At 36.4% G+C, this 20,762-nt stretch carries 20 protein-coding genes; 15 read left to right on the top strand and 5 right to left on the bottom strand.

Translation table 11 applies throughout. The features are described from left to right. Positions 1-154 precede the first annotated feature (154 nt). Positions 155-1,489 carry an MFS transporter gene (locus tag NYE52_RS20870; RefSeq protein ID WP_341194834.1) on the bottom strand — a complete coding sequence of 445 codons (1,335 nt, stop codon included), beginning with the start codon at positions 1,487-1,489 and terminating at the stop codon, positions 155-157. 111 nt (positions 1,490-1,600) lie between these two features. Between NYE52_RS20870 and NYE52_RS20865 the strand changes: the two genes are divergently transcribed. From NYE52_RS20865 to NYE52_RS20850, 4 genes are all read left to right on the top strand, one after another. Then, positions 1,601-1,753 carry a hypothetical protein gene (locus NYE52_RS20865; RefSeq protein ID WP_341194833.1) on the top strand — a complete coding sequence of 51 codons (153 nt, stop codon included), beginning with the start codon at positions 1,601-1,603 and terminating at the stop codon, positions 1,751-1,753. Positions 1,754-1,767: 14 nt separating this feature from the next. After that, positions 1,768-1,992 carry a DUF1450 domain-containing protein gene (locus NYE52_RS20860; protein WP_341194832.1) on the top strand — a complete coding sequence of 75 codons (225 nt, stop codon included), beginning with the start codon at positions 1,768-1,770 and terminating at the stop codon, positions 1,990-1,992. A 442-nt stretch (positions 1,993-2,434) separates the two neighbouring features. Next, positions 2,435-3,736: an HD domain-containing protein gene (locus NYE52_RS20855; RefSeq protein WP_341194831.1), complete on the top strand. Its 1,302-nt coding sequence runs from the start codon at positions 2,435-2,437 to the stop codon at positions 3,734-3,736. Positions 3,737-3,777: 41 nt separating this feature from the next. Continuing rightward, positions 3,778-4,284, top strand: a complete 507-nt coding sequence (locus NYE52_RS20850; RefSeq protein WP_341194830.1) for a YwgA family protein — start codon at positions 3,778-3,780, stop codon at positions 4,282-4,284. A gap of 71 nt (positions 4,285-4,355) precedes the next feature. Here NYE52_RS20850 and NYE52_RS20845 read toward each other — a convergent pair whose 3' ends face one another. Next, positions 4,356-4,580: a 2-hydroxymuconate tautomerase gene (locus NYE52_RS20845; protein ID WP_341194829.1), complete on the bottom strand. Its 225-nt coding sequence runs from the start codon at positions 4,578-4,580 to the stop codon at positions 4,356-4,358. Between the two features lie 156 nt (positions 4,581-4,736). On the opposite strand from NYE52_RS20845, the gene NYE52_RS20840 reads away from it, so the two are divergent. From NYE52_RS20840 to NYE52_RS20830, 3 genes are all read left to right on the top strand, one after another. Next, positions 4,737-5,375 carry a site-2 protease family protein gene (locus NYE52_RS20840; protein ID WP_341194828.1) on the top strand — a complete coding sequence of 213 codons (639 nt, stop codon included), beginning with the start codon at positions 4,737-4,739 and terminating at the stop codon, positions 5,373-5,375. 119 nt (positions 5,376-5,494) lie between these two features. Further along, the gene (locus NYE52_RS20835) at positions 5,495-6,004 is read left to right on the top strand and encodes a YwhD family protein (RefSeq protein ID WP_341194827.1); all 510 of its coding nucleotides are present in this window, start codon (positions 5,495-5,497) and stop codon (positions 6,002-6,004) included. Between the two features lie 378 nt (positions 6,005-6,382). Next, entirely contained in the window at positions 6,383-8,311 is a 1,929-nt protein-coding gene (locus NYE52_RS20830; protein WP_341194826.1) for an endonuclease MutS2, read from the top strand. A gap of 527 nt (positions 8,312-8,838) precedes the next feature. On the opposite strand, the gene NYE52_RS20825 is transcribed toward NYE52_RS20830, so the two are convergent. Then, positions 8,839-10,905 carry a transglycosylase domain-containing protein gene (locus NYE52_RS20825; protein WP_341194825.1) on the bottom strand — a complete coding sequence of 689 codons (2,067 nt, stop codon included), beginning with the start codon at positions 10,903-10,905 and terminating at the stop codon, positions 8,839-8,841. 257 nt (positions 10,906-11,162) lie between these two features. Between NYE52_RS20825 and speE the strand changes: the two genes are divergently transcribed. The 5 genes from speE (at position 11,163) to argS (ending at position 16,539) form a co-directional block, all read left to right on the top strand. Next, positions 11,163-11,990, top strand: coding sequence for a spermidine synthase (gene speE / locus NYE52_RS20820; RefSeq protein ID WP_341194824.1), 828 nt, complete (start codon positions 11,163-11,165; stop codon positions 11,988-11,990). A 49-nt stretch (positions 11,991-12,039) separates the two neighbouring features. Next, a complete protein-coding gene (gene speB, locus NYE52_RS20815) occupies positions 12,040-12,912 on the top strand; it encodes an agmatinase (protein ID WP_284561756.1) in 873 nt (290 codons plus the stop codon). 276 nt (positions 12,913-13,188) lie between these two features. Continuing rightward, positions 13,189-14,289, top strand: coding sequence for an SH3 domain-containing protein (locus NYE52_RS20810; RefSeq protein WP_341194823.1), 1,101 nt, complete (start codon positions 13,189-13,191; stop codon positions 14,287-14,289). A 133-nt stretch (positions 14,290-14,422) separates the two neighbouring features. Continuing rightward, positions 14,423-14,866, top strand: a complete 444-nt coding sequence (locus NYE52_RS20805; protein ID WP_341194822.1) for a DUF1934 domain-containing protein — start codon at positions 14,423-14,425, stop codon at positions 14,864-14,866. A gap of 2 nt (positions 14,867-14,868) precedes the next feature. After that, positions 14,869-16,539 (top strand): arginine--tRNA ligase, encoded by a 1,671-nt coding sequence (gene argS / locus NYE52_RS20800; protein WP_341194821.1) that lies wholly within the window; start codon positions 14,869-14,871, stop codon positions 16,537-16,539. Positions 16,540-16,606: 67 nt separating this feature from the next. Here the strand turns inward: argS and NYE52_RS20795 are convergent, their stop codons facing one another. Together NYE52_RS20795 and NYE52_RS20790 are read right to left on the bottom strand one after the other, a co-directional pair. Continuing rightward, the gene (locus tag NYE52_RS20795) at positions 16,607-17,764 is read right to left on the bottom strand and encodes an ABC transporter permease (protein WP_341194820.1); all 1,158 of its coding nucleotides are present in this window, start codon (positions 17,762-17,764) and stop codon (positions 16,607-16,609) included. Then, on the bottom strand, positions 17,754-18,506 hold the full coding sequence (locus NYE52_RS20790) for an ABC transporter ATP-binding protein (RefSeq protein ID WP_341194819.1): 753 nt from the start codon (positions 18,504-18,506) through the stop codon (positions 17,754-17,756). The genes NYE52_RS20795 and NYE52_RS20790 overlap by 11 nt, the downstream gene beginning before the upstream one ends. A 248-nt stretch (positions 18,507-18,754) precedes the next feature. Here NYE52_RS20790 and NYE52_RS20785 point away from each other — a divergent pair, with 248 nt between their 5' ends. The 3 genes from NYE52_RS20785 (at position 18,755) to NYE52_RS20775 (ending at position 20,701) form a co-directional block, all read left to right on the top strand. After that, positions 18,755-19,453: a LytR/AlgR family response regulator transcription factor gene (locus NYE52_RS20785; RefSeq protein ID WP_341194818.1), complete on the top strand. Its 699-nt coding sequence runs from the start codon at positions 18,755-18,757 to the stop codon at positions 19,451-19,453. 9 nt (positions 19,454-19,462) lie between these two features. Continuing rightward, complete coding sequence (locus tag NYE52_RS20780; RefSeq protein WP_341194817.1) at positions 19,463-20,461, top strand: sensor histidine kinase; 999 nt, start codon at positions 19,463-19,465, stop codon at positions 20,459-20,461. Positions 20,462-20,530: 69 nt separating this feature from the next. Next, on the top strand, positions 20,531-20,701 hold the full coding sequence (locus NYE52_RS20775) for a XapX domain-containing protein (RefSeq protein ID WP_341194816.1): 171 nt from the start codon (positions 20,531-20,533) through the stop codon (positions 20,699-20,701). Positions 20,702-20,762 lie beyond the last annotated feature (61 nt).

The raw sequence follows: 20,762 nt of genomic DNA, 5'->3' as shown, positions 1-20,762 counted from the left end.
TTTTCCAGAAACATAGTTGTTTATACAAAAGAAATACAAGGATAGTAGATTTTTTTATAGTTTTGGAATGAAACAAATTAGAGGATAAAGAGGATCAAAAAAAACAGCCAATCTGAGTCGGCTGTTTTAGATAGGTAATGAAATGGAAAAATCTTCACGCGCGCTTTTCTACTAAAGACCCGCCATTTTGAATGAAGAAGGCAGAAATAAAGGCAAAAATACTTACAATAAATCCAAATAGGAAGAGATGGTGGATGCCCTCCATAAAGGTTGTACCGCTATTTAGTAAGGATCCCATAATGGTTACACCAATTGCCGTTCCCATGTTTCGGCAGAACATAAAGAAGGAAGTGGAAATTCCCTTTTCGTGGTTTCCAACTAGTGCTTGGGAACCGATAACACCAACTGTACTTAGTAAACCGAAAGCTAGTCCTTGGACAATCATAAGAATAAATACGTACCAAAAGCCATTTGATTCATTTAATAATACTAATAAAATGCCTGAAAGCAAAAGTAGTGTATTTCCGATTATTAATAGAATGCGATAGCCATATTTTAATATCCATTTTCCAGCTGGAACCGACATGGCCATCCACCCAACAGACATACCAAGGAGAGAAACCCCACTCCATAAAACAGAAAGCCCAGCTTGATTTTGTAGGAATAAAGGGATATAGCTTGATGTTCCAAATAAAGCTAGTGTACCAACAAACCCATTAAGAAAAATCCAAGTGATGGTTTTATTTTTAAAAATAGATAAAGGCACGATAGGAGAAGATTGTCTTTTTTCAAAGAAATAAAACGTGATTAATAGAAGTACACCGACTATGGCGAAAATAGAAAGATAACTTTCTAGTACGGTAACTAGTAATACACAAGTTATTCCGATTCCAAACAGTGCCGCTCCAATATAATCTACTTGTGCCTTTTTAGGCTGATAGATTTCTTTATATGGAATCAAGGTTAGTAGGGCAATAATGCATACTGGTAAATTTATATAAAAAATCCATCTCCAACTCATAAACTCTACGAAAAGAGAACCGAGTGTAGGTGCTAATACCGCTGATAAAGCCCACATTCCAGTAAATAATGCTTGGATTTTCCCTCTTTTTTCAATAGAAAAAAGGTCTCCAGCAATGATAGCAGGAAATGGCATCATGAACCCGGCGCCCATCCCTTGTAATGCTCTAAAAATGACTAATTGAGGCATGGTCGCTGCGATACCACATAAGAGTGAGCCGATTAAAAAGACAATAATACCAAAAGCAAACAGTTTTTTTCTGCCGAAAAGATCAGAAAGTCTGCCAGCAATTGGTGAGAGTATCGTACTTGCTATCATATAAGCAGCAAATGACCAGGCATATAATTCCGTCCCGCCAAGCTCTTCTGCAATAATAGGCATGGTTGTATTCATTATGGTCGTATCAATAGAGGCAATAAGCATTGCAAGTACAATGCTGCACATTACTAATATCCTACTTTTATTCATTTCATAACCTCCCTATATTCAAGAGAAAATTATAACGCATATTGACTAATTAATATAGAGAAGGAAAATAGTTAATAAAAAATTATGGCGAACAAATAGGCAAAAATAGTAATGGGGTTAATGGTTTTTGTTACGAAAACCGTCACTATTTTACAATCTTTTGCATCTTGCATTGCTTGTTCAGAAGGGGTAAAATACCATATAGTAATGAGTGAGAATGTTGTCGATGGATTATCGGCACGTAATATTGGAGAGCATTTATAGAAAGGGTTGTCCAAATGGCAAACGAATTTCGTGTTTGCGACGATTGTCAGGCAGTAAATCTAAAAACGTTAATACCGCGTTTAAAGCAAATAGATCCAGATGCACAAATTGATATAGGCTGTCAATCCTATTGCGGTCCTGGTCGCAAAAAAACATTTGCTTTTGTCAATAATCGTCCACTAGCTGCACTAACAGAAGAAGAGTTAATGGATAAAATCAATACGAAGTTAAAAAAATAATAGAAATCAGTCTTATTATTTTGGCTGTTTTCTAAATGAATGTTGTTTTTAATAGAGAGAAAATTTTAAGTAATACGGAGCAGACTAAAATACACATAGATTCCTGTGGGATTAGCGAGACATGTGAGACCCCGGAGGCGAAGCTGAGGAGGCTCAAAACTGCCCCACGGAGAACGAAGTGTATTCAGTCTGCGGGTTACTTACCAACAAAAATTACGAAAAGAGCCATTATATTAAATCTTCGAATGAAACAACAATGAAAATGATTTTTTGTAAAACCAGAGGAGCTTCCACTAGATAGTTATTTTATGGAGAAATAGATTATTTTTCCTTTTTAAAATGCTTACACGGAACCCTCTTTTTCTATCTTTAGAATATGGAGTGTACTCTAAATTACTAGAATGAAAAAAATAGCCAATAGAACGAAAGAGAGTGAAGAAAGATGCCATATTCGACGGATAAGCTAAACGAAGAGAAAGTATTTAAAGATCCAGTACATCGCTATATTCATGTGCGCGACCGAGTGATATGGGATTTAATAGGGACGAAAGAGTTTCAACGTCTGCGAAGAATCAAACAGCTAGGTACGACTTATCTTACTTTTCATGGTGCGGAGCATAGTAGATTTAATCACTCTCTAGGAGTATATGAAATTGTTAGAAGAATCATTGATGATGTATTTGAAGGCAGAGAGGAATGGAATAATAATCAAAGATTGCTTTCATTATGTGCTGCCCTCTTACATGATTTAGGACATGGACCTTTTTCTCATTCGTTTGAAAAAGTGTTCGATTTAGATCACGAAGAATTTACACGTAAAATCATTTTAGGAAAGACAGAAGTAAATAAGGTTTTAACAAGAGTGGAGAAGGATTTTCCAAAAAAAGTTGCAGAGGTAATAGCAAAAACCTCAAAGGAAAAACTAGTAGTTAGTTTAATCTCCAGTCAAATTGATGCAGATCGCATGGATTATTTACTAAGAGATGCCTATTTTACAGGGGTTAGCTACGGGAATTTCGATATGGAGCGAATTTTGCGTGTAATGCGCCCGAGAGAAGATCAGGCAGTTATTAAGAAAAGCGGAATGCACGCTGTAGAAGATTATATTATGAGCCGCTATCAAATGTACTGGCAGGTGTATTTCCATCCAGTAACTAGAAGTGCGGAAGTAATACTGACGAAGATTCTACATAGAGCGAAACATTTACACGAGCAGTTCTACTCCTTTAAATATCACCCAATTCATTTTTATTCACTCTTTGAAGAAGAGACCTCCTTAGAAGACTACTTGAAATTGGATGAGGCTATTATTCTCTATTATTTTCAAATGTGGCAAGAAGAAGATGATACTATTTTGAAAGATCTTTGTAGAAGATTTATGAATCGAAATCTTTTTAAATATGTAGAATTTGATCCGGCTAAAGAGTATAAGAAGCTTCAGGAGCTATCTGTTTTATTTCAAAAAGCGGGATTAGATCCTGAGTATTATTTGGTTGTGGATTCCTCTTCCGATCTTCCATATGATTTTTATCGACCTGGCGAGGAAGAAGAACGATTACCGATTCATCTTTTGATGAAAAACGGAGAAATAAGAGAGCTTTCCAGAGAATCCGAAATAGTCGATAGTATTTCTGGAAAAAGAAGAACTGATCATAAGCTATATTTTCCAAAGGATATACTGAAGGATGATAGTTCTAAAGGGAAAGTTAAAAAACAAATTCGTCAATTGTTAGATATTCAATAGATGTGTGTCTTAGGATTAAATGGAGTAGGAGATGACCCAATTTGTTAAAAGATCATGCCAAAGTAATGAATGCAATTGCTGCTTCGGGCGAAATTATTGGAAGAAAAAAACTACAAAAAATGATATATATTGCGAAAAAACTTGATTTTCCTTTTCACGAAAAATATCAATTTCACTTTTTCGGTCCTTATTCAGAAGAACTAACCTTGCGAGTAGAAGAGTTATGCAATATGGGTTTTTTAAATGAAGTAAAGGAAAAAAAGGGCGGCTACTTCCAATATCGTTATACATTAACGGATAATGGAAAAGAGTTTCTTGCTCTTAATGAAGTAGAGATGCCTAACTTATCTCCTTGTCTTGAAGATATGAATGGGCAGAATTCCAGATTTCTTGAGCTTGTCTCAACGGTTCTATTTTTTGACACCTTATCGAAGGAAGAGGTTAAGGAAAAAGTTTTTACTTTAAAGGCGAAACAGAAGTACACAGAGGAAGAGATAGAGATAGCTTACGCATATATTGACAGTTTAAAAGAAAAAACGATTCATTAAAATAAAAAAGGTCATCTAAAGCAATTGTTTCATTGCTCTGGATGGCCTTTTTCTAATGAGGCTAGCTGTTATTATTGATCGCTTAGGCGTTTGCCGGCAACAGCATAGTGGTTTTTTGGCATTTCCTCAATAAAGACAACAACTTTTTCTTTAGATGCGCCAGTTGTCTCAACAACTGCTTCCGTTACTTTCTCTACTAAATCTCTCTTTTGATCTTCCGTTCTACCTTCTAACATCTTAACAGTTACATACGGCATCGAATAAATCCTCCTTGGTTTTTGATAGTAGTTTTTCATATTTCTTGGAAAAGTGCAAGTCTCTAATGATGAAATTATTAGTTTTGGTTGTCTTCTTAAAAAAAGAAACTTTTCCTTTCCAATTTGTTATCATGTATAATTTTAAAAGGAAACATGCTAGAAAGAAAAACCTGAGTATAGAGGGGAGCTAATCATTTGTTATTTTCGCAAAATTTGGCGGATTTGCCTTATATTATTATTTCCATTGTAATAGGTTTTACCATCCATGAATTTGCACATGCCTTTGTAGCATATAAATTTGGCGATCCAACAGCGCAAAAGCAAGGAAGACTGACACTAAATCCCATTGTCCATATTGACTTTGTTGGTGCCATTTTTATTTTGCTTGCGGGGTTTGGTTGGGCAAAGCCGGTTCCGGTTAATCGTCATTACTTTAAACGACCTAAACTAGCTGGTGTATTGGTATCATTAGCAGGACCGGTTAGTAACTTAATACTAGCTTTTCTTGGTTTCATTATTATTGCAATATTAATAAAGTTTAATGTCCCAGTAGGCAGCAATTTTGATTTATATCCATTTTTTCAAATTTTTATTTATATGAATTTATTACTCTTTGCTTTTAATCTAATCCCTCTACCACCACTAGATGGCTACCGAATTATTGAAGATTTGGTTTCCTCTCGTGTAAGAGCAAAAATGTCTAAGTATGAGGTATATGGATCCATTTTATTTATTGTATTGATTGTTACTGGATTATCTAACTATACAATATTCCCTTGGATTGATTTTGTAAGAGTCTTTTTTCTACAGCTGTTTAATCAATTACTATTTTAATGGTACAAGCTGGATATTTTTCGTAGAATGGAAAAAGTCGTTTTTTTTATACACCAGCATTTATTGACCTCAATGGGCAGACAACATAGCAGCGAATAAATTGTAAAGGAGTATGAAAATTGGAAGACAAAAAGAAAAAAACAATTGGTTTTAATATTATTAAAAATGATCCAACGGATGGGCATAAGGGCTTTGGAATTGGCAGTCTTAGTTTAGAAAATGTCTCTCCTGTTATTATCGATGTAGAAGAAGGAGAAGCAATCGTCGATATCGGAGCTATGCATGCAAGAAGTGCTGTGGAGCGTGGTATTAAATTTTTGAAAACGAAAGAAGAAGTCCCAAATGGCAAGCCTTACTGGTTAGTGTGGGTAACGATTGACCGTAAGCTTGAAGGTCCTTATTATGCTGGAGTGACAGCTTGTGAAATGACCGTAGACCGTTCCATTCGCAGAGGCTATAAGTCTCTTCCAGAGCATGTGAATAAGATGGATAAGAGTATGAAAAGACATATTATGGTCAATCATATGGATGCTAAGTCTAAAAAGGTGCTTGCTGATTTCTTAAAAAAACATGATCAGCAATTATGGGATAATTCCGTAGACCAGCTGAAACAGGATTTAGCAAATTAATTTTTTGAAAATGTTGACAATTAAAAAGAGAAATCGATAAACTAAAAGGGAGTAAAAATAAAAAGCCCTTTTAAAGGAGATTGTTTTATGAGTGTGAGTGTTCTTAACTAACCGTTAATTTTATACGGCCTTGAATTTTGTTAAAAAATCGGGATTATACCGGTTTATTTAGCATGCGAATTTCAAGGAAGGTTAAGAATAAGCCTCATAGCAAGCAATAGAAGATAGAAGCTATGGCATATTTGTCATAGCTTTTTATTTTATTGCAAAGGATTTCCTAATCCCGCAGAAAAGCGGATAGGTCTACCCCAAAAAGCTAGCATGAGCGTTTGTTCATGCTGGCTTTTTTTATTTTAAAGAAAAACAGGAGGGAATAAAATGAATCAACAGACATTTGAAGTACTAGGATTTTATAAGATTTTAGAGGAAATAGAATCTTTTGCAAAGACTAATTTAGCGAAAGAAACAATCGGGAAACTGCGACCTATGCAAGATAAAAGAAGAATCGAGCAGTCGATAAAAGAAATAGACGAAGCCGTTAAAATATTGCAAATTTCAAGTAGTGTGCCAATTCATACATTAGATGAAATGTCTCTTTATCTTAATCAGGCGAAGAAAGGGATTTATATTCGAGCAGATCAATTTCCGTTTGTTATTTCCTTTTTGGACCATTGCACAAAGCTTAAGCAGTTTATGCGTGATAAGGGATACGCAGCTCCCAATGTATCTCTTTATGTCCAATCCATTCCAGACGTTAGGGAACTTACAGAAGAAATAGCAAGATGCATTAGACATGGGAATGTTGATGACTATGCCTCTAGTGATTTAGCCTATTTAAGAAGACAGCTATCCATCCTGACAGAACGAGTAAAAGAAAAAGCAAACCAATTAGTGAAATCCAAAAAATATGCGGGCTATCTTCAGGATAAAATTGTATCAGAGCGGAGTGGTCACCTGACTCTTTCTGTAAAAAGAGAGTATCGAACGAAAATCCAAGGGAGTGTACTGGATACCTCAGCATCTGGAGCAACAGTATTTATCGAACCGAGCGAACTATCTGATATGCAAGGTGAAATAGATGCAATGAAGCTAGCAGAAGAGTACGAGGTGGAACGTATTTTATATGAATTGACAGAAAAGCTTTTGGACGAGGAAGAAGCAATTCATTTAGCCATAGAAACAATGCATTATTATGATGTCTTATTTGCTAAAGCAAAATATTGTAGAGTGATTGACGCAAATCCCCCTATTCTAACAGAAGATTATACGATTTATTTAAAAGAAGCACGCCATCCAATGTTGGGTGAGAAAGCTGTTCCTTTGTCCATCTCGTTTGGGGAAGAGCACCGAGCCTTAGTCATTACTGGGCCGAATACAGGTGGAAAAACCGTAACATTGAAAACAATTGGCTTATTAACAATGATGGCACAATCGGGCTTACTGATTCCTGCGAAAGCAGGCAGTAAAATAGCGATTTTTCAGCATGTATTTGTGGATATCGGCGACGGACAAAGCATCGAACAAAATTTAAGTACCTTTAGCTCAAGGCTAGTGAATATTATTGATATTTTAAGAACAACCAATGATCGCTCCCTTGTATTACTTGATGAGCTAGGATCAGGTACAGATCCAGGTGAAGGGATGGCCCTTGCAATTGTCATTTTAGAACAGCTTTATCAAAAAGGGGCAACATTATTTGCCACAACTCACTATAGTGAGATGAAAGAATTTGCGGATCAGACAGAAGGTTTTTTAAATGGAACGATGGAATTTGATATCGAGACATTGCGGCCAACATATAAGCTATTATTAGGTCAAAGTGGAAGAAGCCAAGCGTTTGAAATTGCTAGTAAACTTGGCCTACATCCTAAGCTCATTGAAAAAGCCCATCAGATAACGTATAAAACACATCGGAATTTCCACCATGGACAGCATTTAAATGATGCAGACTTTCAGCAACAAATTGTTATTAATAAATATGCTAGAACATCAGTGACGAAAAGAACGGCTGATCTGCCTTCTTCAAAGGTGCCCATCTTTGAGCAAGGAGATAATGTAATTCTTACTGAGACGAATGAAGTCGGAATTGTTTACCAAGGACCGGACGCACAAGGAAGATACGTAGTACAGGTTCGTCAGGAGAAAAGAACAGTTAACCACAAGCGACTGAAGCTGTATATAAAAGGAACAGAGCTTTATCCGGAAGATTATGACTTTGATATTATTTTTAAATCGAAGGAATATCGGAAAATCAACAAGCAGCAAAAAAGAAAGTATGTAGAAGACGTCTGGTTGGAGGAGGAATAAGAATAGAGCGGAAAGGTAACGAGAGAGGTTCTCTAAGCCCGTTCGGAAGAGGGAACGAGTGGAAAGATAACAGAGAGAGGCTCTCTAAGCCCGTTTGGAAGAGGGAACGAGAGGAAAGGTAACAGAGGAGAGTTCTCTAAGCCTGTTCGGAAAAGGAAATGAGCGGAAAGGTAACAGAGAGAGGCTCTCTAAGCCCGTTTGGAAGAGGAAACGAGCGGAAAGGTAACAGAGGATGGCTCTCTAAGCCCGTTCGGAAAAGGAAATGAGCGGAAAGGTAACAGAGGAGAGTTCTCTAAGCCCATTCGGAAGAGGAAACGAGCGGAAAGGTAACAGAGAGAGGCTCTCTAAGCCCGTTTGGAAAAGACAACGAAAGAAAAGGTAACAGAGGAAGGTTCGCAAAGCCCTTTTCAAAACTAAAACAACCCAAAAAGTAACAGATAGGGGTCTACTCGCTTCACCATCCGCCCCAAATAAAAAAGCATACTCCACCAAAATTAGGTGGTAGTATGCTTTTTCACTCTTCACTCCTACCAAGGCAAAATCCGTTTATACCAAGGCACTTTTTCTTTTGCCCCTTTATCATTATTTGCAGGTTTGTCGCTGGAATCGTCTTTTGGTAAATCAGCACAATATTCTGTTGGGACGGTTTCTTTTGTAAAGTACATCATTCTTTTCGTTTCACATGCATTTGATGCCAGTTTGCCACTCTTAGGATCTATATAGACTCCGACAGTTCCTTTGGTTGGTGTAAATCCTTTAATTGGCTCTTCTTTCAGGCTTTGTTCCATAAACTGTACCCAGACTTTTTTGGCGTATGTTTTATCAGCAGTTAACGTAATGGGTTCCCCTTGGTCATAACCAGTCCAAACAGCAGACACTAGTTGGGGGGTATAACCAATCATCCAGCTGTCCGATTCAGTTGAACCAGATTTCCCAGCATAAATTCTCGTTATATCGTTTTTAACGGTACTGCCTGTTACAGAGGCATAGCCATTTAGATTAGGGTCAAACATACCTGTCATCATTTGATTCATCACAAAGGTTAAATCTGTATCTAAAACTTTTTCTTTCTTCGCTTTATTTTCATAGAGTATTTGCCCGTCGTTTGTTTCAATTTTTGTAATAAAAACAGGGGAAACACTATTTCCTCCATTGGCAAACATACTATAGGCATTCGCCATATCGATTACACGAACATTGGATGTCCCAAGAGCGAGAGACGGTACCTCCTGCAAATCGGTTGTAAGGCCGAATCTTTTGCCTGTTTTCACTAAAGTATCCTGTCCTAAAAATAGATGGGTTTTAACAGCATATACATTATCAGAAACAGCGAGTGCTTGAGCCATGGTAATATTGCCATCTGCATATTTATTATTAAAATTATGTGGTGTATATGGATCACTTCCATCATCGAAACGGAAGGTTGTTTTCTCGCTGCTCATCATAGTAACAGGAGTAAAGCCGTGTTCAAGTGCTGCGTAATATAATAAAGGCTTTATCGTAGAACCGGGCTGACGAGTCGCTTGGATTGCGCGATTAAATGGGCTTTCTTCATAATCTCTTCCACCCACCAGTGCTTTAACATATCCAGTAGTTGGATCCATTGCAACAAAGCCTATTTGTATAGTGCTATCCTTATTTATTGTATGGTTAATCGTTTCCTCTGCAATTTTTTGCTGTTCTGTATTTAAGGTTGTGTACACTCTTAATCCGCCTAATTGAATTGTTTTATCATCTAAATGAAGCTGGTTTTTAAGAATGTTTTTAACGGCATCTTGAAAATATGGTGCTGTTTCCATGCTAGCATTTGGAAACTTCCCTACGAGAGAGAGCTCTTCATTTAACGCTATTTTTTTGTCCTCTTCTGTTATATAGCCATTTTCAATTAATGAATTTAGGATGATACCTTGTCTTTTCTTCGCATTTTCCATAGATGCAAAAGGGGAATAAAGACTTGGTCCTTTTGGTATCCCAGCAAGCATGGTTGCTTCAGCTAAAGTAAGCTCTGAGGATTCTTTTCCAAAGTAATATTGGCTAGCTGCCTCTGCTCCATACGCTCCATGACCATAGTAGATTGTATTTATATAGCCTTCTAGAATCTCATCCTTTGTATAAAATATTTCTAATCGCAGGGTATAAAAGGCTTCTGCGATTTTTCGCGTCCAAGTCTTTTCATGCTCTAAAAATAAGTTTCGGGCATATTGCTGAGTAATCGTGCTTGCACCTTGTACTTTCGCCATCGCTTTAATATCAGCTAAAATTGCCCCGCCAATCCGTTTATAATCAAATCCATGATGGGAATAAAAATTCTTATCCTCAATGGAAACAGTAGCATCCACTAAATAAGGACTAATATCATCAATGGAAACCCAATATCTTTTTTGCCCATTGCTGCTTTCTCCAATAATACTGCCATTATCTGAGTAATAGATGGTAGATTGAGAAACAGCTAGAGGAGGAGGGCCTAATGTGCGAGCATATACATAAATCCCGATAAAAATGATGCTTGCGGTTATCATGAAAAGGAGCCCTAATATGATTAATAGGCGAAAGTACTTTCCAGAGTTTTTTAATTTATTTACAATGACTTCCAATACATGACACCTCCTTAGTTGATTTCCTTCTGTTTTTATCGCTTTCAGTAAATGTTAAATAGATAGCACTAGTATGTGGTAAAGATTGGTGTTTTAAACATTTTTATCATGGAATATAAAAAAATTCTTTGCATTTTTATAAATATCCACTATACTTTTTTCGTGTTTGTTATTTGTTTGATTGGGAAGTATAAAAAGAAAGATAAAAGGATGTTTTTCTTTTTTTAGAACAATCAAATGAATGGAGGATATAAATAATGGGAATTTGGTTTACAGAGAAGCAGACCAATCATTTTGGTATCACAATGAAAATCAAACGTACATTACATACAGAACAGACACCGTTTCAAAAATTAGATATGGTAGAAACAGAAGAGTGGGGGAATATGCTGTTATTGGATGATATGGTTATGACCTCTGTCAAGGATGAATTTGTTTATCACGAAATGGTAGCACATATTCCGTTATTTACACATCCAAACCCTGAGCAGGTCCTCGTTGTTGGTGGCGGCGATGGCGGTGTGATTCGGGAAGTGTTAAAGCATCCAAGTGTCAAAAAGGCGACGCTTGTTGATATTGATGGTAAAGTAATTGAATATAGTAAGCGATTTTTACCAGAGATAGCAGGGAAGCTGGATGACCCGCGAGTAGATGTCCAAGTAGGTGATGGCTTTATGCATATTGCCAAAAGTGAGAAGGAATATGACGTGATCATGGTGGATTCGACAGAACCAGTGGGACCAGCTGTTAACCTTTTTACAAGGGGCTTCTATGCAGGGATAGCGAAAGCATTAAAGGATGATGGACTATTCGTTGCTCAAAGTGACAACCCATGGTTTAAAGGAGATTTAATTCGTTCTGTACAAAGGGATGTAAAAGAAATCTTTCCAATAACTAGATTATATATCGCTAATATTCCCACATATCCAAGTGGAATGTGGGCGTTCACAATTGGTTCTAAGCAATATGATCCATTACAAGTACCAGAAAGTCGTTTCCATTCTATAGAAACAAAATATTATACGAAAGAACTGCACAAAGCAGCCTTCATTTTGCCAAAATTTGTTCAGGATCTTTGTGAGTAAGTGGGAGAGCGGCAGAGCTGTCCCGGAATAGAAAAAGGAGTGATTACCAATGCGTTTTGATGAATCGTATTCAGGAAATGTATTTATTAAAAGTTATCCAAATTATGAAGAAAGCCAAGTGGTATTGTATGGGATGCCAATGGATTGGACTGTTAGTTTCCGCCCGGGTTCACGTTTCGGTCCTGCTAGAATTCGAGAGGTATCTGTTGGGTTAGAAGAGTACAGCCCTTATTTAGATAGAGAGCTTGATGAAGTAAAATACTTTGATGCAGGTGATATCCCGCTTCCTTTTGGTAATCCGCAACGAAGCTTAGATATGATCGAAGAATTTGTAGACAAAGTAATCGGTGATAATAAATTTCCCCTTGGAATGGGTGGAGAGCATTTAGTATCTTGGGGTGTATTCCAAGCGATGTATAAAAAATATCCAGATTTAGCAATCATACATATGGATGCACACACAGATCTTCGTGATGAGTATGAAGGAGAGCCGCTTTCTCACTCTACTCCAATCAAGAAAGTAGCGAATTTAATTGGTCCAAAAAACGTTTATTCCTTTGGCATTCGTTCAGGAATGAAAGAAGAGTTCCAATGGGCAAAAGAAGTAGGAATGCATATTTCGAAGTTTGAAGTACTAGAGCCTTTAAAGGAAATTCTGCCAACACTTGCAGGCAGACCTGTATATGTAACAATTGATATTGATGTATTAGATCCAGCGCATGCACCTGGTACTGGCACAGTAGATGCAGGCGGAATTACTTCGAAAGAATTATTAGCGTCTATTCATGAAATTGCACGTTCTAATGTTCAAGTAGTTGGTGCTGATTTAGTAGAAGTGGCGCCAATCTATGATCCATCCGAACAAACTGCAAATACAGCAAGTAAGTTAATCCGTGAAATGATTTTAGGGTTTGTAAAATAATAAAAAGTTATGTCCAGAAAAAACCGATAGCTAATGATAGATATCGGTTTTTTGTCGTGCTTTCCATGCTTAACGCCCTAATAATTTCCAGAGTAAAACTTTAGATTATATGTTAAAATATAGAAAAAATATGTTTGCAGCAGAAAATAAATTTTCTTTGTAATCGGATTATGCAAGAATTGAAATAATGTTCTGATAGACTTGACGTAAAGTATAGAAATACAGTTTTTTTGACAAAGAAATGTAGCAGATTATCTACATAGGAGAAGGATTAAAATGACGAAAAAGATTTTTGTTCTATTAATTGGAGTATTGATTTTATTTACAGGATTTCACACGGCAAACACAGCCCAAGCTGCCAGCAAAAAAACGAAATATGTCACAGCGAGCACGCTCAATATAAGAAGTGGAGCAAGTACCTCGCACAAAGTAGTCACGACGGTAAAGAAAAATCAAGCAGTGACAGTGACACAAACAAAAGGTTCTTGGGATAAGGTGACCGTAGGAAAGAAAACGGGATGGGCTTCCAATAAATATTTAACAACAAAGAAGCCGGCAGCAAAAGCAACAACTGCAACGAAAACAATGTATGTGACAGCAAGTACATTAAATGTGAGAAGCGGTGCAGGTACTAAGTACAAAGTAGTTACGACAGCTAAAAAGAATCAATCATTAAAAGTAACCCAAACAAAAGGAACGTGGAGCAAAGTAACGGTTGGAAAGAAAACCGGTTGGGTATCAAGTAAATACCTAACAACGAAAAAACCAGCAGCTCCCAAAAATTTAGCTGCAGGTTTAAAAACAGTAGGGAAAAACAAGCAATTGATTCTTGTCACATCAAATGGCTATAATACATCCACTGCTGAAATTCGTACATTTGAAAAGAATGCTAAAGGGGAATGGATTCCAGTTTTAACTATGGCTGGACATATTGGTAAACTTGGCATCACCTCTGATATGAAGGAAGGGGGAAAAAAATCACCTATAGGGAAATTTACAATCGGAACTGCCTTTGGAACAGCAAAGAACCCTGGAACCAAATTACCATATCGGAAAATTACTAATGATGATGTGTGGGTAGATGATCCAAAATCGAAGCTATATAATACATGGCAATCAAAAAAGAAAACAAAGGGTCAGTGGAAGAGCGCAGAAAACATGAATGTACCAGCCTATAAATATGGATTTGTTATTAACTATAATACCAAACGTATTCCGAATAAAGGCAGCGCAATCTTCTTCCACATTGCAAATAGCTATACCCTCGGATGCACAGCAACTTCCGAAGCGAACGTTGTGAAGATTCTTAAATGGTTAGATCCTTCGAAAAATCCAGTAATTATTCAAACACCGATTCAAGAGTTAAACAAATATTAAAAGAAGAAACCTACAGGACTCCCTGTAGGTTTTTAGTTGTAGTTCTTAAACATTTGACGAACCTTCTTGCACTTCCCCTATAAAAAATTTATACTTATAAAGTTACACAGTAAAAGAAAAGGAAGTGTTGTCGTTGTCTCAAACATCAGCGCAACAGGTGCCTGTAAAATTACAAGTTACAACACATATATATAATGGGAAAAATAAAGAAAGTATTGAGTGGATTGGGTTTGGTCAATACTTAGAAAAAGATACTAGTAAATATATAAAATATGAAGAAATCATAGAAGAAGGCACTATTAAAACAATTATAAAAGTCACTGGAAAAGAAGGTTTAATCCTTCGAAGCGGGGCAGTGAAAATGCGCCTGCCTTTTCTGATTAATAAACAAAAAATTGGCAGCTACGAAAGTCCGTACGGTGTCTTTCAAATAGTAACAGATACAAAGAGGCTAGCGTTAGAAGTAGAAGAGCAAGCAACAACAGGATCATTAGATATTTTATATGATTTAAAAATGCAAGGCAGCAATAATGGAACCTATCATATGACAATTTCGTTTAAGGAGGAGACAGAGTAAGAATGAATATTGTAGATCAAATAAAGGACAATTTGAAAGAAGAAATTAAACAAAGTGTGATAAAAGCGGGCTTAGCAACAGAAGAACAAATTCCAGAGGTAATATTGGAATTACCAAAAGAAAAAGCACATGGTGATTATTCTACGAATATGGCGATGCAATTAGCAAGAGTGGCTAAAAAGGCACCAAGAATGATTGCAGAGGCTATTATTGAGAACTTTGATCAAACAAAAGCTTCTATTAAAAAAGTAGAAATTGCAGGACCTGGTTTTATCAATTTTTATATGGATAACAGTTACCTAACAGATTTAATCCCAACTATTCTTCAAGCTGGAGAGCAGTATGGACAGACTACTGTCGGAAATAAAGAAAAAGTACAAGTGGAGTTTGTTTCTGCAAATCCAACTGGAGATCTTCATTTAGGACATGCTCGTGGGGCAGCAGTAGGAGATTCTCTTTCTAATATTTTAGATAAAGCTGGTTATGATGTATCAAGAGAATACTATATTAATGATGCTGGTAACCAAATTAACAACCTAGCATTATCTGTAGAAGCACGCTATTTCCAAGCGTTAGGTATAGAAAAAGACATGCCGGAAGATGGGTATCATGGTGCAGACATAATTGGAATCGGAAAAAAACTAGCAGAGGAATTTGGCGATAAGTATGTAAATGTTTCAGAACAGGAACGTTTTGACTTTTTCCGTGATTATGGTCTGAAGTATGAAATGGCTAAATTAAAGCAGGATTTAGAAGATTTCCGTGTGAAGTTCGATGTATGGTTCTCTGAAACTTCTCTTTATCAAAATGGAAAAATCGATGTAGCGCTAAACGCATTAAAAGAAAATGGTTATATTTTTGAACAAGATGGAGCTACTTGGTTACGTTCAACTGATTTTGGTGATGACAAAGACCGCGTACTTATCAAAAATGATGGTTCTTATACGTATCTATTACCAGATATTGCTTATCACAAGGATAAGCTAGAAAGAGGATTTGAAAAGCTTATTAATGTTTGGGGAGCAGACCATCACGGCTATATTCCTCGTATGAGAGCAGCTATTCAAGCATTAGGCTATAAAAAAGAAGCCTTAGAAGTGGAAATTATTCAGCTTGTTCATCTTTACAAAGACGGCGAAAAAATGAAGATGAGTAAACGTACTGGAAAAGCTGTTACGATGAGAGATTTAGTAGAAGAAGTAGGCCTAGATGCAACTCGTTACTTCTTTGCTATGAGAAGTGCTGACACACATTTAGATTTTGATTTAGATCTTGCTGTGTCACAATCCAATGAAAACCCAGTTTACTATGCACAATATGCACATGCACGTATTTCAAGTATCCTTAGACAAGGAAAAGAACAAGGAATCGAGCTTGCTGATGAACTAAATGTAGCGTTAATCACTGCAGAAAAAGAATTTGACTTATTGAAAAAACTAGGAGAATTCCCACAAGCAGTAGGAGAAGCGGCATTAAAGAGAATGCCACACCGTATTACAAATTACATTTACGATTTAGCATCCACTTTCCACAGCTTCTATAACGCGGAGAAAGTATTAGACGCTGACAATCTAGAAAGAACAAAAGCACGCTTAGCATTAATCCAAGCAACACAAATAACTTTAAGAAACGCCCTTGCCCTAATCGGCGTATCCGCACCAGAAAAAATGTAATACCAAAAAGAAGAGAGCTAATCTAGCCCTCTTCTTTTTAGTATCCTTATTCAAGTGAAAATACCCCTTAATTAATAACCCATTTATCTTTCATAAACAGCATTCTTCCAATCAAAAACGCAATAATGATAAATAATAAATTAGATCCCAACGTAATCAGGATATGTTGATAGATAATCTCGCCGAATATTAATTCCTTTAAAATACTGAATACATTAATAACGGGTATAGCAAAATGATTAAAGGTTAGTTCATTTAAACCGCTAGTAGATAAAAACATCATTGGAAAAACAGTCAGCATCAGTATTGGCGTACTGTAGCTCTGAGCTTCTTTAATTGATTTACCAATAATGCTAGTAATCATAAGTAAGGAAGCAATAAGCATCGAGTAAAGAACGGTTATCAAGATAGCAAATACAATAATTAAGGCGAAGTTATCATGAATAGGTACAGCGTTTTTTAAGTTTTCCGTAAAAAAAGCTATCTCCAGAACAACAACAAGTAAGGTAATCAAGCCAGTCAATACTCCAATTGTAGAAATTGTTAACCATTTAGAAATTACTAAAGTAGAGCGTTTTACTGGAGTCATTAATAATGCTTCCATCGTTTTTTTCTCTTTTTCCCCAGCAAAAAGATCTGCTGCAGCTGGAGAAGAACCGACTCCTACAGCCAATGATAGGATCAGTGGGATAAGCATCGCTACTAAATTAATGGTTGGATTCTCTGCTGAAAGCTCTTGCTGTACGATGGAAAATGGTTGAATAACTGAATCTTCTACCCCTAATTTATTTAATCGGTCGGATACCACTGTCTTTTCGTATTCGTTTAAAGCGTTCATAACAATAGAAAGCAAGGCAGAAGAGTTTTCACTAAAGGAATCTCCTATAAGGACTATATTAGTGTTTTCCCCTTGGAGTACCTTTTCTCCAAAATTATTCTCTAAGAGGATTGCCGCTTGTGCATCGCCATCCTTTACTATTGTTTCCGGATCGTCGGAAACAAGTAATTCAATATTTGTGTGAGCTGCTAAATTTGCTTTCATTTCTTCATTTAACGCAGAAGAAATCGCTAGTTGGTAGCTTTCTCCTTCACTGCTAGATACTAGTTTCTCATAAAAAAGAGTTAAGCCAGTCATCATAATAATAGGCAGGAATACGGTTAATAATAATGTTCGTCTATCTCGAAATGAATCCTTTAGTTCCTTCAGATATAATTTAAATAACATATTGATCTCCCCCTCTAACTAGTTTGCTCATAAAGATATAGTTTAGGTCCTTGCTTCCTTCTGCTTTATATAAATCGTCAAGCTTTCCATGATGGACAAGCTCTCCTTTGTGAAACATTGCAACACTATCGCATAGCATGGAAACCTCTTCCATAATGTGACTGGAAAACACAATTGTTTTTCCTTCTTTCTTCAATTGATGGACAAGCTGGCGGAATACATTAGAAGAGGTAATATCTAACCCTGTTGTTGGTTCATCAAAAAGAATAATCTCCGGATTGTGAATAATCGTTCGAGCAATCGCCACTTTCTGACGCATCCCTTTGGAAAAACCACCAACCTTGCGATCTAAATAATCTCTCATTCCGAACATTCGCGAAAGCTCATCAATTCTTACCTTTGTTTCATGCTTCCCTAAACCATATAGATTTGCGAAGTATTCCAAATTCTCTCTAGCAGTTAATCGCTCATAAAGACCTGTTTCTCCGCCAAATAGAACACCAATTTTTTGTTTAATTTCCTTTGGATTTTTCGTTGTATCAAAATTATCCACGATAATGGTTCCTTCTGTTGGTTGAAGGAGGGTGGCGATGGATCGTAATAGAGTCGTTTTACCGGCACCATTTTCTCCAAGTAAAGCAATGGTTTCCCCTTTTTTTATGGAAAATGACACATGCTTAAGTGCGGTAATGGAAGTTTTTTTATCTTGGAATTTCTTCGTTACTTTTTGAATAGTAATCATGTATTTTTCACCTCATATTGGTTTCGTTACATTTATCATATAGGGTGAACAATTCATTTTCTGCCATCCTGTCATGAAAGTGCCGTATCATGTCGTGAAAAGGGAAGGTTTTTCTTTTTTGAACATTTTAGTCTATCAAAAAAGCTATAAACCATCGTTGTGTATATAAATCATGGTAAAATAAAAGGGGAAAAGGGAAATTTCTGCCAATTGAGATTTTTCAGGCATTGGGAAGGGAGAAAGAAAAGTTGAGAGTTGGTTTAGTGGATGACCGTGTTATGGATTTGGATAAATTAATAGGGATTGTTTCCAGTATTCCTGAAATGGAAATCATCTTTTCCACTGTTTCTGCGGAGGAAGCCTATGCAGAGATAAAAAAGGAAAGCATTGATTTATTAATTGCGGATATTGAAATGCCTGGTTTATCAGGGTATGAATTAGCGGACATTATTCATTCTCATGCTTTAAATATTTTGGTCATTTTTGTAACTGGAACTAGTGGATATGCAGTGCATGCATTTGAGCTGAATGTCCATGATTATATAATGAAGCCTTATAATAAAGACCGTCTAACCCAGTCAATACATCGGGCAATTGAAAAGACAAAGTCTACGGAGATTGCAGGAAGACTTTACATTAAACAAAAGAGTGAAATCCACATTATACAAAAGAAGGATATTGTGTTTATTGAAAGGTCGGGAAGATCGACAACTATTTACACAAAATCAGAAACAATAAAAACATATCAGACACTAAATGAGTTAGAAGGAGAGCTGAGGGAAAGAGACTTCATTCGCTCACACCGTTCTTTTATAATCAATATACACTATGTTAAAAATTTCTCTCTTTATGCAAAGAACTCCTATGCCGTAGCATTTGAGGGGCTAGAGGAAAAGGCGATAATCACCAAGGAGAAGGTGGATTTTCTCCAAGCTAATTATTTCTAAGGGGTAATTATGATTAATAATAAACATTTCTATTGGCTAATAATTGCAGTTTATAGTACTATCCATAGCAAAATAATAATGGAGCATATGGGATTTGCTGTGCCATCTTATCTGTTATTTCTCCTTTTTGCTGCAATATGCTTTGTTTTTTCGGTGTATTCACCAATAAATGGTAATGCTAGTCCTTCCAAAATAGAGGCGCTTCTCTGGTTTATCCAGTCATTGATTCTAATTTTACATATACAAGTTGTATTTACATCCTGGAGTATACTTTTTTTCCTTTTGTTTTTATTAATAGAAGTGGCGCGTTTTATGGTAGGTTGGAAAATGATTCATCTTAAACAGGAAAAGGAATCCTATGAGGACGAAATAAAACAATATAATGAGCTTTTTCAAGTAATCCGTAGTGAACGGCATGATTTCCTCAAGCATATCTCAGCCGTGCATTTTATGTTGGAAGAGGAAGGTTCATCAAACGCTAAATTCTACTTAGATGAGCTTGTTGAAGGGTATGAAGAAACAAATCTATCGATAAAAGGGGAGAATGGGGCAGTAGCCTCGATATTACATAGAGTTTATAAGCAGGCGATACTGGATAATCTCGAATTGAAATACGACTTTGATGTACCTTTATCAACATTACCAATGAAAGAAAAGGATATTGTAAGCTTAGTAGGTAATTTGTTGTTTAATAGTCTAGAGGCAAGTCAGGAATGTGGAAAGAAGCATAACGAAAAGCCGCATATCACCATACGTTTATCAAAACGAAGCGGTCTGTACTTACTTACATGTAAAAATGACTGTTTGCCTATTCCCGCTGCTATTCTAGATTCCATGTTTAAGAAATTTGGACAATCAACGAAGACAGGAAAGGAAAGAGGGTATGGAACGAAAATCATTCAAACTATCGTAAGCAAGTACCATGGCTATCTTGATTACACCTATAAGGATGAAACATTCACGGTGAAACTAAAAATCCCTGCCATAAAAACCAGCAAAGATGATTAAGGAATCTTCGGATATTTCGAACTAACTTTTCGAATAATAAAGGCATCTACTTTTGAAGGGGAGATGCTTGTGAAATTAGTGATATTAGCTTTAGTAACTGGATTTTTAACTGGATTCATTTTTGGTCTTTTGAAACTGCCAATTCCAGCCCCAGGCGCATTTTCGGGTATTGTAGGTATTTTTGGAATATATGCTGGTTACCGTGCGTTTGAATGGATTAGTGTCTTATTTCAAAGATAAGATATCTCAGCTTAATCTTAGGTAATAGTCAAGAGGAAGCATAGGAGCATTTGAGGAAGAT

The sequence above is a fragment of the Niallia sp. FSL W8-0635 genome (assembly GCF_038007965.1).
Lineage (GTDB): Bacteria > Bacillota > Bacilli > Bacillales > Cytobacillaceae > Niallia.
This window is presented reverse-complemented; position numbering and strand designations above follow the sequence as displayed.